General features: G+C 64.1%; 12 protein-coding genes. 3 read left to right on the top strand and 9 right to left on the bottom strand.

Features of this window, described 5'->3' with window-relative positions; genetic code table 11:
- Positions 1-183 precede the first annotated feature (183 nt).
- From ACK56M_RS02195 to bioB, 9 genes are all read right to left on the bottom strand, one after another.
- Positions 184-1,962, bottom strand: coding sequence for an acyl-CoA dehydrogenase C-terminal domain-containing protein (locus ACK56M_RS02195; protein WP_054573689.1), 1,779 nt, complete (start codon positions 1,960-1,962; stop codon positions 184-186).
- Between the two features lie 123 nt (positions 1,963-2,085).
- A complete protein-coding gene (locus tag ACK56M_RS02190) occupies positions 2,086-3,369 on the bottom strand; it encodes a diguanylate cyclase (RefSeq protein ID WP_411959239.1) in 1,284 nt (427 codons plus the stop codon).
- A 269-nt stretch (positions 3,370-3,638) separates the two neighbouring features.
- Entirely contained in the window at positions 3,639-5,444 is a 1,806-nt protein-coding gene (locus tag ACK56M_RS02185) for a phenylacyl-CoA dehydrogenase (RefSeq protein WP_015268701.1), read from the bottom strand.
- 286 nt (positions 5,445-5,730) lie between these two features.
- Positions 5,731-6,027: a hypothetical protein gene (locus tag ACK56M_RS02180; protein ID WP_003258614.1), complete on the bottom strand. Its 297-nt coding sequence runs from the start codon at positions 6,025-6,027 to the stop codon at positions 5,731-5,733.
- A 230-nt stretch (positions 6,028-6,257) separates the two neighbouring features.
- On the bottom strand, positions 6,258-6,938 hold the full coding sequence (bioD, locus tag ACK56M_RS02175) for a dethiobiotin synthase (RefSeq protein ID WP_015268700.1): 681 nt from the start codon (positions 6,936-6,938) through the stop codon (positions 6,258-6,260).
- A gap of 10 nt (positions 6,939-6,948) precedes the next feature.
- Entirely contained in the window at positions 6,949-7,767 is an 819-nt protein-coding gene (bioC, locus tag ACK56M_RS02170; RefSeq protein WP_137137858.1) for a malonyl-ACP O-methyltransferase BioC, read from the bottom strand.
- Positions 7,760-8,491, bottom strand: coding sequence for an alpha/beta fold hydrolase (locus ACK56M_RS02165; protein WP_015268698.1), 732 nt, complete (start codon positions 8,489-8,491; stop codon positions 7,760-7,762). The genes bioC and ACK56M_RS02165 overlap by 8 nt, the downstream gene beginning before the upstream one ends.
- Complete coding sequence (bioF, locus tag ACK56M_RS02160) at positions 8,484-9,656, bottom strand: 8-amino-7-oxononanoate synthase (RefSeq protein WP_139657361.1); 1,173 nt, start codon at positions 9,654-9,656, stop codon at positions 8,484-8,486. The genes ACK56M_RS02165 and bioF overlap by 8 nt, the downstream gene beginning before the upstream one ends.
- A gap of 1 nt (position 9,657) precedes the next feature.
- Positions 9,658-10,716 carry a biotin synthase BioB gene (gene bioB, locus ACK56M_RS02155; RefSeq protein ID WP_013970556.1) on the bottom strand — a complete coding sequence of 353 codons (1,059 nt, stop codon included), beginning with the start codon at positions 10,714-10,716 and terminating at the stop codon, positions 9,658-9,660.
- Positions 10,717-10,805: 89 nt separating this feature from the next.
- Here bioB and ACK56M_RS02150 point away from each other — a divergent pair, with 89 nt between their 5' ends.
- The 3 genes from ACK56M_RS02150 (at position 10,806) to ACK56M_RS02140 (ending at position 13,551) form a co-directional block, all read left to right on the top strand.
- On the top strand, positions 10,806-11,537 hold the full coding sequence (locus ACK56M_RS02150) for a ComF family protein (protein ID WP_100413387.1): 732 nt from the start codon (positions 10,806-10,808) through the stop codon (positions 11,535-11,537).
- Positions 11,538-11,710: 173 nt separating this feature from the next.
- The gene (locus ACK56M_RS02145; RefSeq protein WP_024086132.1) at positions 11,711-12,475 is read left to right on the top strand and encodes a TOBE domain-containing protein; all 765 of its coding nucleotides are present in this window, start codon (positions 11,711-11,713) and stop codon (positions 12,473-12,475) included.
- 101 nt (positions 12,476-12,576) lie between these two features.
- On the top strand, positions 12,577-13,551 hold the full coding sequence (locus ACK56M_RS02140) for a serine/threonine protein kinase (RefSeq protein ID WP_100413389.1): 975 nt from the start codon (positions 12,577-12,579) through the stop codon (positions 13,549-13,551).
- Positions 13,552-13,578 lie beyond the last annotated feature (27 nt).

The following is a 13,578-nucleotide window of genomic DNA, read 5'->3' as shown; positions in this document are numbered from 1 at the left end:
TCGAGTGGGGTTGAAAGGCCAGAGCGTTATCTACAGTGCGGGCTCGATGCCCTTGGAGCGGCTCCGCTTCAAGACCTTCCCTCGATGATCAGTCGAGAACTTTCGCCTCTTGGGAGGCGAAAGTCGAGATACAAGGAGCGGCCTTGTGTCGCGATGGGCTGCAAAGCAGCCCCCCAAAATCCCTCAGAATTGCTCGGCATCCAGCAGGTACAACGACTCACTCCCCGCCTTCACCGAAGCCACCAGCGAATCCACCCGCGGCAGCAACCGCGCAAAGTAGAACTGCGCCGTACCCAGCTTGCCCGAATAGAACGCTGCATCCCCCTCACCCGCCTGCGCCGCCCGCGCCATCAATGCCCACATGTAGGCATAGGCGACATAACCAAAGGCATGCAGGTACTCGACAGAAGCCGCGCCAATCTCGTTCGGGTTGCCCTTGGCCTGTTCCAGCACCCACTCGGTCAGCCCGTCGAGCTGATCGAGACAGGCACCCAACGGCTTGGCAAATTCATCCAGCTCGCTACCTGCGCTGGCAATGAACTGGCGAATCTCGTCGGAGAACAGCCGGTAGTACGCCCCGCCACTGGCCACCACCTTGCGCCCCATCAGGTCGAGGGCCTGGATGCCGTTGGTGCCTTCGTAGATCTGCGTGATACGCACATCGCGCACCAGTTGCTCCTGCCCCCATTCGCGAATGTAGCCATGCCCGCCGAACACCTGCTGGCCGTGCACCGCGCACTCCAGGCCCAGGTCGGTGAGGAAGGCCTTGGCAACCGGCGTCAGCAGTGCCACCAGTTCTTCGCTGCGCTTGCGCACGGCGGTGTCTTCGCTGAACTTGGCACTGTCCAGCTGCATGGCCACATAGCTGGAGAAGGCACGGCCACCCTCGATCAGCGCCTTCATGGTCAACAGCATGCGGCGCACGTCCGGGTGGACGATGATCGGGTCAGCGGCCTTGTCCTTGGCTTGTGGCCCGGTCGGGGCGCGGCTCTGCAGGCGGTCGCGGGCGTACTCCACGGCATTCTGGTAGGAGCGCTCGGCCGAGGCCAGGCCCTGGATACCAACGCCAAGGCGCTCGTAGTTCATCATGGTGAACATGGCCGCCAGGCCCTTGTTCGGCTCACCGACGATATAGCCGACCGCTTGATCGAAGTTCATCACGCAGGTGGCCGAGGCCTGGATACCCATCTTGTGCTCGATCGAGCCGCAGGTGGCCGGGTTGCGCGCCCCCAGGCTGCCGTCTTCATTGACCAGGAACTTCGGCACCAGGAACAGCGAAATGCCTTTCGGCCCCGCTGGTGCGTCCGGCAGCTTGGCCAGCACCAGGTGGATGATGTTCTCGGTCAGGTCGTGCTCGCCGCCGGTGATGAAGATCTTGGTGCCGCTGACCTTGTAGCTGCCGTCGGCCTGGGGCTCGGCCTTGGTGCGGATGATGCCCAGATCGGTACCGGCGTGCGGCTCGGTCAGGCACATGGAGCCGGCCCACACGCCGGCGTACATGTTTGGCAGGTACTTTTCCTTCAGCGCTTCACTGGCGTGGGCGTTGATCGACAGACAGGCGCCAGCAGTCAGCATCGGGTACAGGCCGAAGGACAGGCTGGAGGCGTTGACCATTTCCTCGACCTGGGCCGAGATGACCTTGGGCATGCCCATACCGCCGAACAGCGGGTCGCCACCCACACCCACCCAACCGCCTTCGGCGTAGGTTTTGTACGCCTCGATGAAACCGGCTGGGGTACTTACCGCGCCGTTTTCCCAGTGACAGCCCTCTTCGTCGGCGGCACGGCTGAGCGGTGCGATGGACTTGGCGGTGACCTTGCCGGCTTCTTCCAGCACGGCCATGGCTGTGTCGGCATCGACAACCTCGGCCAACCCGGGCAACTGCGCCCACTGCTCGGCCACGTTGAAGACTTCATTCAGTACGAAGCGCATGTCGCGCAGGGGCGCTTTATATTCAGCCATGACAACCTCTCGCTAGTCGGGTCGGAGCGGTCTCGGGGAACCGCGACACTGGGTTGCAGCCAGTGTAACCGAACAACTTTTACGAGACATAGGGTCATCAATAGACCGTATAGTCTAACTCGGTCACGCCGTGCGCACCGCCCCTCGCTGCGCTTGTTGCCCATGTACCATGACACAATTGCGCCCTGCGCCCTTGGCGCTGTACAGCGCCTGGTCAGCGGATTTCAGCACCGCTTCGGGGTTACGATGATCGGCCTGGCGCTCCGCCACACCGATGCTGATGGTGACCGAAACCGTACCCCCACTGCTGCCCGCCCGCCGCTGGCGCCCGGCGGTATCGTCCTGCGGGCGGTTGTGCTGGTCGCGCAGGTGCATCACGTAGTTGGCGATCATTTCGCGCACGGCTTCCACATGGGGCACGCATTCCTCGGCGGTCTTGCCGGCAAACACCAGAGCGAACTCCTCGCCGCCATAGCGGTAGGCACGGCCCCCCCCGGTAACCTTGGACAGGCGGCTGGCAACCAGGCGCAGCACCTGGTCGCCGACATCGTGGCCGTGGGTGTCGTTGAATTTCTTGAAGTGGTCGACATCGGTCATGGCGATCACATAGTTGCGTCCCAGGCGCTGCATGCGCTCGTTCAGCGCACGGCGCCCCGGCAGGCCGGTCAGTTCGTCGCGGAAAGCCATCTGGTAGGCCTCGTGCGCCACCGCTGCGGCGATCATCAGCATGACCTGGCTGCACATGATGTTCAGGGTAAACGGCAGGATGAAGGTTTGCGGCAACATCCAGAAGATGCCCAGCAGGCCCATCACCTGCGCAGCGTGCAGCGGCCGTGGTGCACGCAGGTATTGCACCACCAGCAGGATGAACACGCCGAGGAACAGCGGATAGACCATCTGGATCAGGCTCATCCACTGGCCATGCAAGGTTGGCCAGCGGATTTCCGCCAACCAGGTCAGTAGTGCTTGGGGGTAGCTTTGCTCCAGGGCCACCGCCACGCTACCCACGGCGAACAGCACGGCGCCACGGGCGACCAGGTCCTGCAGCAGGTGGGTGCGCTCCTGCCAGGCACCATACAGCCCGAACAGGGCGGGTAGCAGCAGGCACACGAGGTGGAAGATCACCGCCGCGTCCTCGCGAACGCGGCCATGGTCACGGTAGAAGTCGGTCTGGGTGTCCAGCAGGTAGTAGGCGATGTACACCGTGAGCATCAGGAACAGCTCGCGCTGGCGACGGTAAACCGCACAGTAGGCGCCACCCAGCAGCAGGACCAAGGTGGGCAGGACGTTGAACAGCGATGTGAAAAAGACACTGAGGTCTCTCACATAGGCCGCGGCGAGTCCTGCCAGCAAAAGAATCAGCGAAGGCAGGAAGAGACTCGCGCGAACAGCGTTAAAACGAAACAAGGGTAATCTCCAACCCGGCAGATCAATGGTGGCATTGTGCCCTTACTTCATCGGCAGTGCACATGAACAGTTGAATATCGAATCAGACGCTTTTCCTTGTAGGAGCAGCCTTGTGCTGCGAAAAGGCCGCAATGACAAAAGATTTTCTGTGGCAGCTATGGCCTCTTCGCAGCACAAGGCTGCTCCTACAAAGAGATAGGCATCAGGCCGCAGAATGAAAAAACCCGCCTGCCGGTGAAGGCAGACGGGTTTCGTGTACAGCGGCAGGATCAGTACGACAGGCCGAAGTGTTCTTCGTCCATCGCCATCAGGTTGTTGGCACCCGACAGCATGGTCGCCACATGGGTACGGGTACGCGGCAGGATGCGCTGGAAGTAGAAGCGCGCGGTCTGCAACTTGGCGGTGTAGAAGGCTTCTTCGCTGGTGCCGGCAGCCAGTTTCTCCGCCGCCAGGCGGGCGATGTCAGCCCAGAAGTAGGCCAGGCAGGCGTAGCCGGAATACATCAGGTAATCGACCGAGGCCGCACCCACTTCTTCGCGGTCCTTCATGGCGGCCATACCCACTTTCATGGTCAGCTCGCCCCATTCCTTGTTCAGCGCCGCCAGCGGTTCGACGAACTCCTTGACCGCTTCGTTGCCTTCCTGCGCCTGGCAGAACTTGTGCACGATCTTGGTGAAGCCCTTCAGCGCTTCGCCTTGGGTCATCAGCACCTTGCGGCCGAGCAGGTCCAGGGCCTGGATGCCGGTGGTGCCTTCGTACAACATGGAAATGCGGCTGTCCCGTACGTTCTGCTCCATGCCCCATTCGGCGATGAAGCCGTGGCCACCGTAGATCTGCACGCCATGGTTGGCGGCTTCGAAGCCGACCTCGGTCATGAACGCCTTGGCGATCGGGGTCAGGAACGCCAGCAGGGCATCGGCCTTCTTGCGCTCTTCTTCATCCTGGCTGTACTTGACGATGTCCACCTGCTTGGCAGTGAAGTACACCATCGCGCGGTTGCCTTCGGCGAAGGCCTTCATGGTCAGCAGCATGCGACGCACGTCCGGGTGGACGATGATCGGGTCAGCAGCCTTGTCCGGTGCTTTCGGGCCAGTCAGGGAGCGCATCTGCAGGCGCTCACGGGCGTACTTCAGGCCACCCTGGAACGCGACTTCGGCGTGGGCCAGGCCTTGCAGCGCGGTACCCAGGCGAGCGGTGTTCATGAAGGTGAACATGCAGTTCAGACCTTTGTTAGCCGGGCCGATCAGGTAGCCGGTAGCGCCGTCGAAGTTCATCACGCAGGTGGCGTTGCCGTGGATACCCATCTTGTGTTCGATCGAGCCGCAGCTCACGCCGTTGCGCTCGCCCACACCGCCTTCGGCGTTGGGCAGGAACTTCGGCACGATGAACAGCGAGATGCCCTTGGTGCCAGCCGGTGCGTCCGGCAGGCGGGCCAGGACGATATGGACGATGTTGTCGGCCATGTCGTGCTCACCGGCCGAAATGAAGATCTTGGTGCCCGACACCTTGTAGCTGCCGTCGGCCTGTGGCTCGGCCTTGGTGCGCAGCATGCCCAGGTCGGTACCGCAGTGCGGCTCGGTCAGGCACATGGTACCGGTCCACTCGCCGGATACCAGCTTGGTCAGGTAGGTGTGCTGCTGCTCGGGGGTGCCGTGCGCAGAGATGGTGTTCATCGCGCCATGGGACAGGCCCGGGTACATGCCCCACGACCAGTTCGCACCGCCGACCATTTCGCTCAGCGCCAGGCCCAGCGACTCCGGCAGGCCCTGGCCGCCGTGCTCGACGTCATGCGCCAGGCTCGGCCAGCCGCCTTCTACGAACTGTTCGTAGGCCGCTTTGAAGCCGGTCGGGGTTTTAACGCCCGACTCGCTCCAGGTGCAGCCCTCCTGGTCACCCACGCGGTTCAGCGGCGACAGCACCTGCTCACAGAACTTCGCGCCTTCTTCGAGGATCGCGTCGACCATGTCGGGCGTGGCGTCCTGGCAACCCGGCAGGCTCTGATAGTGCGCCTCATAGCCGAGCAGCTCGTCGCGAACGAAGCGGATATCACGCAAGGGGGCTTTGTAATCAGGCATTGCGATGAACCTCTAGGTGAGTTCTGTGGGGTGACCAGCACGTGGCGGCCGTCGATCAAACAGTTGTTTGAAACTTACGTTTAGCTCCGCCTTATGTCAAGGATGGACTATGGTGCCATTTACGCCACGAAAAATGGCAAAAGCGTCAAGCCATGATAAGTCCCCCTGTGGGAGCGGGTTTACCCGCGAATGGGCCAGCCCGGAAAACAGAGGTTTCCGGGCGGACGCATTCGCGGGTAAACCCGCTCCCACAGGGATAGCGTTATGTTCGGGAAAGGCCGCCGTGTCAGGCGTAGGTGTCGATGATCCGGCCGAGCATTTCGTCGGATGCCTTGGCGACCTTTGCGCCAAGCTCGACTTCGAGTTTGCCCACGGCCAGCTGCACGGTGCTGGTGGCCAGGTCCATTTGCTGGCTGCGGTCGACCGCGCGCAGGCGTTCGGCCTGAAAATCGCTGGACTGGCTGGTGGCGCTACGTTCGGCGGTGGTGCTGGCGATCTGGCTGGCAGCCTGATCGACGCGGTTCTGGCCGGTCTGGATTGCGCTCAGGCCCGCGTAATAGGCGGAGCTACCGGTGATTTCCATGTCAGGACTCCATTGACGCTGGATGGCGAACAGGCCCATTAAAGCAGGCCAGGGGCGAAAAGGCCCGTTTAAATCCCTAATGGCCTCGTGCCATTTGATAGGCCTTGGGTATTCCTGTACCGGCCTCTTCGCGGGCTTGCCCGCTCCTACAGGGGACCGCGCGATACCTGAACCCTGCGCTGTACCTGTGGGAGCGGGCAAGCCCGCGAAAGGGCCAAGCCTGGAAACGGCTAATCCAGCAGATCCAGCTGAAGGTGTTCAGCAACCATGTCGGCACTGGCCTGCTTCAACTTGGGCACCCGCCCCAGGCATGGCGCCGGCAAACGCTCGGCCAGGCTGGCCAGGTTCTCTTCCAGGCGCGAAGTACGCGGCTCGATGATGTTCGCCACCCATCCAGCCAGTTGCAGCCCGTCACGCTCGATCGCCTCAGCGCTTAACAAGGCATGGCTGATACAGCCGAGCCGCACCCCGACCACCAGAATCACCGGCAGCCGCAGGGCCACCGCAAGGTCGGACAGGTTTTCCAGCCCCGACAACGGCACGCGCCAGCCTCCGGCTCCCTCGATCAGGGTGAAATCGGCATTTTGTTGCAGCACATTCCGCATCGCAGCCAGCAGGTCCGACACGGCCAGCGTCACCCCGGCCTCACGTGCTGCCACATGCGGCGCAATCGCAGGCTCGAAGGCAAACGGGTTGACCTGTTCGTAGGGCATCTTGATCGTGCTTTCATCGATCAGCGCCTGAGCGTCGCTGTTGCGCAAGCCTTTGGGCGTCATCGTGCAACCGGAGGCCACCGGCTTGGCTCCCAACGTGCTCATGCCCTGCAACCGTGCCGCATGCAGCAGGCCGGCAGCGATGGTGGTTTTGCCGACATCGGTATCGGTACCGGCAATGAAATAGGCCTGGCTCATCTCGCTCCCCTTAAGCCTGTGGCTTGCGCAACACACCATAGACCACCTGGTAGGTGGCTGGCAGCCCCTCGGGCTGGCGAAATGCCTCATACGCCTGCAACAGGCCCTGCATGCGTGCCCGGCCGGTAAGCCCGGAAGGTCGGCCGGGGTTCAGGTTGTGGGCGCCGAGAGCCTTGAGTTCATGGGTAAGGCTGCGTACATCCGGGTAGTGCAGCACGTGCGGACAACGCTGCAGACCAAGCTGTTCGAAGCCGCTGGCTGCGCACAGGCGCTGATAGTCCTCGAAACGGCGGAAGCGGTTCACATGCACCAGGCCATCCACCGCCTGCCAACTGGCGCGCAGTTCATCGAGGGTACCCACACACAAACTGCTGAAGGCCAGCACGCCGCCCGGGCGCATCACTCGCAGCGCTTCTGCCAGCACGCTGGCGAACTGGCCGCACCACTGCACGGCCAGGCTGGTGAACACCAGGTCGACACTGGCATCACGCAGCGGCAAACGCTCGGCGTCACCGGCCACGTGATAGAGCGCCCCGCCCTGTTCGTTGCGGGCATGGCACAACATGCCTTCGGCGATATCCACCGCAACGCCGCTGGCCTGGGTGAACCGCTCGGCCAACGCCCTGCTGAAATGACCGGTGCCGCTGCCCAGGTCCAGCCAGCGTGACGGCTGCAGGCCTTCCGGCAACTGCTCCAGCAAGCTCGAACCCACCGCACGCTGCAAGGCTGCCACGCTGTCGTAGCTGGCTGCGGCGCGGGAGAACGAGGCCGCTACCTGGCGCTTGTCGGGCAGCGCGCCGGGCAGGGTCGGACGGGAAAGGTCAGTCATCGCCACTCTCATGCAGGAAACTCTTGATGCCCGCCGCCAGTTCCTGCGGGTATTCCAGCAGGAACGCGTGGGAGCTTTCTTCGACCAGGCCCACTTCCACATCGGGCAGCAGCTCGCTCAGCGCCTTTGCCGCCTCTGCCGGCACCAGCGCATCGCTGCCGGCGAACAGGTGCAACTGCGGGCCTCCGTAGGCCTGCAGTGCTTCGCGGGTGTCCAGCTTGGCCAGCACTTCAAGGCCGGTGGCCAGGTACAGCGGGTCGGTGTCCGGTACGCCGACACCCAGTTGGCGTAGCAGGGTGCGCGGTTGCAGGGCACCGTCACTGCACAAGGTACGGAAGCGCTTCAGGGTGACCTGGGTATGGCTGCGGCAGCCGTCGAGGAACGTGCCAAAAGTGTCTTCGGCCATGCCGTGGGGCCAGTCGGGGCGAGCCACGAAACTGGGGTTGCTGGCCAGAGTCAGCAGGCCGCAGCAATGGTCGCCGCGCTTGTGCGCCAGCGCGCTGGCCAGCATGCCGCCTAACGACCAGCCACCCAGCCAGACATCGCTCGGCAGCTTGCGGTCGAGGTGGTCGACCCAGGCCTGCACATCGCTATGGGCCAGTTCCGGCAAGGGCATCAGCTCTACCTGCAGGCGGGCGTCCTGGGCACGCAGGCTGGCGGCCAGCGGCTCCAGGGAAGCAGTGCCCAAGCCCCAGCCAGGCAACAGAACAAGTCGATTACGCATCGGCGCTCTCCAACTGTGGATAACACTCGGCCAATGCATTCAACAATAGCTGCACCTGCGCCCCGCTGTGCGCGGCGCTCAATGTCACCCGCAGGCGTGCGCTGCCCGCCGGCACGGTGGGCGGGCGGATGGCCGTCACCAGCAAGCCGCGCTCGCGCAGCATGCGTGACAGGCGCAGGGCCTTTGCGCTGTCGCCGATGACGATGGGCTGGATCGGCGTCGGGCTGTCCATCAATTCCAGGCCGATCTGCTGCGCACCTTCACGGAACTGGCGGATCAGCGCGGCCAGGTGCTCGCGGCGCCAGGTTTCGCGGCGCAGCAATTCCAGGCTCTTGAGGGTGGCGCAGGCCAGCGCCGGTGGCTGGCTGGTCGTATAGATGTACGGGCGGGCGAACTGCACCAGCGCCTCGATCAGCTCTTCGCTGCCGGCCACAAAGGCACCGGCGGTACCACAAGCCTTGCCCAGCGTACCGATCAACACCGGCACATCCTCAACGCCCAGACCGAAGTGCTCGACGATACCGCCGCCCCGGGTGCCGAGGGTGCCCAAGCCATGGGCATCGTCAACCATCAGCCAGGCACCGCGAGCGCGGGCGACATCGGCCAGCGCCGGCAGGTCGGCAAGGTCGCCGTCCATGCTGAACACGCCATCGGTCACTACCAGGGTATTGCCTATGGCCTTGTCCAGGCGGCTGGCCAGGCTGGCCGGGTCGTTGTGCAGGTAGCGGTTGAAACGGGCACCACTGAGCAACCCGCCATCCAGCAGCGAAGCGTGGTTCAGGCGGTCCTGCAGCACCGTGTCGCCCTGCCCCACCAGCGCGGTGATGGCGCCCAGGTTGGCCATGTAGCCGGTGGAGAACAGCAGCGCGCGCGGGCGCCCGGTGAGTTCGGCCAAGGCCTCTTCCACCTGATGGTGCGGCGTACTGTGGCCGATCACCAGGTGCGAGGCTCCGCCACCGACACCCCAGCGCTCGGCGCCGGCCTGCCAGGCGGCAATCACCTCGGGGTGGTTGGCCAGGCCCAGGTAGTCATTGCTGCAGAAGGCCAGCAAACACTGGCCATCGACCACCACTTCCGGCCCCTGCGGGCTTTCCAGCAGTGGCCGCTGCCGATACAGGTCTGCGGCGCGCCGTTCGGCCAGGCGCGCCGCCAGGTCAAAGGCCATTTCAGGCTGTCGCGGCGTTGTAGAACATCTCGCTGCTGCGCTGCTCGACCAGCGCCTGCTCGATGGCCGCCTGGTGCACTTCGTCGGCGTGCTCTTCACGCGCTTCGGGCTTGATGCCCAGGCGTGCGAACAGCTGCATGTCCTTGTCGGCCTGCGGGTTGGCGGTGGTCAGCAGTTTTTCGCCGTAGAAGATCGAGTTGGCGCCAGCCATGAAGGCCAGCGCCTGCATCTGCTCGTTCATCTGCTCGCGGCCGGCGGACAGGCGCACGTGCGACTTGGGCATGAGGATACGGGCCACGGCCAGCATGCGGATGAAGTCGAACGGGTCGACGTCTTCTTCCTCGGCCAGCGGCGTACCGGCCACCTTGACCAGCATGTTGATCGGTACCGACTCCGGGTGCTCGGGCAGGTTGGCCAGCTGGATCAGCAGGCCGGCGCGGTCGTCCAGCGACTCGCCCATGCCGAGGATGCCGCCGGAGCAGATCTTCATCCCGGCATCGCGCACGTAGGCCAGGGTCTGCAGGCGCTCGCTGTAGGTGCGGGTGGTGATGATGCTGCCGTAGAACTCAGGCGAGGTGTCGAGGTTGTGGTTGTAATAGTCCAGGCCGGCCTGGGCCAGGGCCTTGGTCTGCTCCTGGTCGAGCTTGCCGAGGGTCATGCAGGTTTCCAGGCCCATGGCCTTCACGCCTTTGACCATCTCCAGCACGTAGGGCATGTCTTTGGCCGACGGGTGCTTCCAAGCCGCGCCCATGCAGAAGCGTGTAGAACCGATGGCTTTGGCGCGGGCGGCTTCTTCCAGCACCTTCTGCACTTCCATCAGCTTCTGTTTTTCCAGCCCGGTGTTGTAGTGGCCGGACTGTGGACAATATTTGCAATCTTCCGGGCAGGCGCCGGTCTTGATCGACAACAGGGTAGAAACCTGCACGCGGTTCGGGTCGAAATGCGCGCGGTGCACGGTCTGCGCCTGGAACAGCAGGTCATTGAACGGTTGCTGGAACAGCGCCTTGACCTCGGCCAGGGACCAGTCGTGACGTGTTGTTGCAGTTGTGCTGGCGCTCATTGGCGTTTCCTTGTTTAGGCTGAAGCAGGCGCCGGGACAGGAAAGCCCGCCAGCGCATCACGGATAGCTCGCATAGTCATGGAAGGCCTATGAACTGTCAACCATACTGGAAAAGGCTGGTTTACAAGTGCTCACTTATTAACCAATTGTGTTTGCTGTGCGATGAACCTGCCGAGCAGGCCTACCCGCTGTGCGTCGCCTGCGAACAGGAACTGCCCTGGCTGGGCGATCATTGCCTGCGCTGCGCCCTGCCATTGCCGATAGCCGGCTTGACTTGCGCTCAATGCCAGCGCCGCGCACCGGCCTTCGAGCAGGTGCTTGCACTGTGGCATTTCGGCTTTCCGGTGGACACGCTGATCAGCCGTTTCAAGCACAACCGCCAGTGGCCCTTGGGGCGCCTGATGGCCGAATTGCTCGCGCATGGGCTGCTGCACCGCTTTACCGAAGGGCTGCCGCGCCCCGACCTGTTGTTGCCTGTACCCTTGGCCAAACGTCGACTACGGGAGCGGGGGTTCAACCAGGCGGGGATGCTCGGGCGCTGGCTGTCGTCGCACGTGGGGGTACGTTGCGACGAGCGGTTGCTGCTGCGCACACGGGAGACACCTGCGCAGCAACAACTGGACGCCAAGGCCAGGCGACGCAACTTGCGCCAGGCGTTTACCGTCACGGGCAAGCTGACGGGCAAGCATGTCGCCATTATCGATGACGTGTTGACCACCGGTGCGACCGCGCAAGCGGTTGCCGAAGTGCTGCGCAAGGCCGGTGCGCGGCGGGTGGATGTGTATTGCCTGGCGCGTACGGCCAAGCCGGGGTATGTATGAGCAAGCGCGGATCGCCCGGTGTAGGAGCGGCCTTGTGTCGCGATCGGGCTGCGCAGCAGCCCCAGCGATATTTGCCAAGGCATGAATCCGTGGGGCCGCTTCGCGCCCCTTTCGCGACACAAGGCCGCTCCTACACACTATCCATCCTCAGGCCCCCACAAGACCAAATGCCCATGCCCCTGCCCCCCCACCTCACCCAGCACATCGCCCGCCGCCCCCAGCGCATCGCGCTGCTGCAGCACATTGCCGAAGAAGGTTCGATCACCCGCGCCGCCAAGGCTGCGGGCATCAGCTACAAGGCCGCCTGGGACGCCATCGACGAACTCAACAACCTGGCCAGCCAGCCCCTCGTCGAGCGCAGTACCGGCGGGCGTGGTGGCGGTGGTGCCCGTCTGTCGCCGGAAGGCCAGCGGGTGCTGCGCCTGTACCAGAGGCTGCAGGCCCTTCAGGCGCAAATCCTCGAAGCGGCCGAGGAGTCCAGCGACCTCGACCTGCTCGGCCGGCTGATGCTGCGTACCAGCGCGCGCAACCAGTTGCAGGGCCAGGTCAGCGGCCTGCGCCGCGAAGGACGGCATGATCGCGTCAGCCTGGCGTTGGGCGGAGGGTTGGAGATCGAAGCGTTGATCACCCACGACAGCACCGCACGGCTGGAACTGACGCTGGGGACGACGGTAGTGGCGCTGCTCAAGGCGGGGTGGGTGAGGTTGCTGGCCGACGAGGAACAGGCCGAAGCGGATAGCAATTGCCTACGGGCGACGGTAGAGGAGGTGCTGGCGGAGGCTGATGGGCCTGGTGAGGTCCGGTTGGCGTTGGGGAATGGGCAGACGTTGTGTGCGTTTGCCGAGACGGATTGGTTGGCTGGGCAGCGGGTGGCAGCAGGCAGTTCGGTGCGGGTTCAATTTCATCCCTCTTATGTATTGCTTGGGATTCCTGCATAGCCTGGCCGCGCTTTGCGCGGTTCGCGGGTTTACCCGCGAAGAGGCCGGTACAGGCATAACGCGTTACCATGGTCCCCACGCCGCCTATCCCCGGAGCCCCCATGTCCCACCCCTTCGATACCCTCACCCCCGACCTGGTCCTGGACGCCGTGGAAAGCCTGGGCTTTCTCAGCGATGCCCGGGTGCTGGCGCTGAACAGCTACGAAAACCGCGTCTACCAGGTGGGCATCGAGGGCGCGCAACCGCTGATCGCCAAGTTCTACCGCCCAGGCCGCTGGAGCGACGCGGCCATCCTCGAAGAGCACAGCTTCACTGCCGAACTGGCCCAATGCGAAGTGCCGGTGGTCGCCCCGCTGCAGCACGACGGCCGCACCCTGTTCGAACACCAGGGCTTCCGCTTCACCCTGTTCCCCCGCCGCGGCGGCCACGCGCCAGAGCCGGGTAACCTCGACCAGCTCTACCGTCTTGGCCAGTTGCTCGGCCGCCTGCATGCCGTGGGTGCCAGCAAACTGTTCGAGCACCGCGAAGCGCTGGCTGTGGACAACTTCGGCCACGCCTCGCTGAATACCCTGCTGGAAGGCGATTTCGTCCCTCGCGAACTGCTGCCGGCGTTCGAATCGGTGGCCCGCGACCTGCTCAAGCGAGTGGAGGACATCTATGCCCGCACCCCGCACAAGCTCATCCGCCTGCATGGCGACCTGCACCCCGGCAACCTTATGCACCGCGACGAGGTGTACCACGTGGTCGACCTCGACGACTGCCGCATGGGCCCGGCGGTGCAGGACTTGTGGATGATGCTGGCCGGCAGCCGCGAGGAGCGCCTGGGGCAACTGGCCGAACTGATCGACGGCTACAACGAGTTCCACGACTTCGACCCGCGCGAGCTGGCCCTGATCGAGCCCCTGCGCGCCCTGCGCCAGTTGCACTACAGCGCCTGGCTGGCGCGGCGCTGGGACGATCCGGCATTTCCGCCGAGCTTCCCCTGGTTCGGCCAGCCACGCTACTGGGGAGACCAGATCCTCGCCCTGCGCGAGCAAATGGCCGCACTGGATGAAGCGCCGCTGAAATTGTTCTAGAAGCACGCCCGCCTCTGTCTACAATAG

This window comes from Pseudomonas sp. s4, assembly GCF_046764235.1.
GTDB lineage: Bacteria > Pseudomonadota > Gammaproteobacteria > Pseudomonadales > Pseudomonadaceae > Aquipseudomonas > Aquipseudomonas asiatica.
This window is presented reverse-complemented; position numbering and strand designations above follow the sequence as displayed.

What these genes read in the sequence shown, in the direction of transcription:
- ACK56M_RS02195 (WP_054573689.1), bottom strand. Translation starts at nt 1,962, where the DNA reads ATGGCTGAATATAAAGCGCCCCTGCGCGACATGCGCTTCGTACTGAAT.
- ACK56M_RS02185 (WP_015268701.1), bottom strand. Translation starts at nt 5,444, where the DNA reads ATGCCTGATTACAAAGCCCCCTTGCGTGATATCCGCTTCGTTCGCGAC.
- ACK56M_RS02180 (WP_003258614.1), bottom strand. Translation starts at nt 6,027, where the DNA reads ATGGAAATCACCGGTAGCTCCGCCTATTACGCGGGCCTGAGCGCAATC.
- bioD (WP_015268700.1), bottom strand. Translation starts at nt 6,938, where the DNA reads ATGAGCCAGGCCTATTTCATTGCCGGTACCGATACCGATGTCGGCAAA.
- bioC (WP_137137858.1), bottom strand. Translation starts at nt 7,767, where the DNA reads ATGACTGACCTTTCCCGTCCGACCCTGCCCGGCGCGCTGCCCGACAAG.
- ACK56M_RS02165 (WP_015268698.1), bottom strand. Translation starts at nt 8,491, where the DNA reads ATGCGTAATCGACTTGTTCTGTTGCCTGGCTGGGGCTTGGGCACTGCT.
- bioF (WP_139657361.1), bottom strand. Translation starts at nt 9,656, where the DNA reads ATGGCCTTTGACCTGGCGGCGCGCCTGGCCGAACGGCGCGCCGCAGAC.
- bioB (WP_013970556.1), bottom strand. Translation starts at nt 10,716, where the DNA reads ATGAGCGCCAGCACAACTGCAACAACACGTCACGACTGGTCCCTGGCC.
- ACK56M_RS02150 (WP_100413387.1), top strand. Translation starts at nt 10,806, where the DNA reads ATGAACTGTCAACCATACTGGAAAAGGCTGGTTTACAAGTGCTCACTT.
- ACK56M_RS02145 (WP_024086132.1), top strand. Translation starts at nt 11,711, where the DNA reads ATGCCCCTGCCCCCCCACCTCACCCAGCACATCGCCCGCCGCCCCCAG.
- ACK56M_RS02140 (WP_100413389.1), top strand. Translation starts at nt 12,577, where the DNA reads ATGTCCCACCCCTTCGATACCCTCACCCCCGACCTGGTCCTGGACGCC.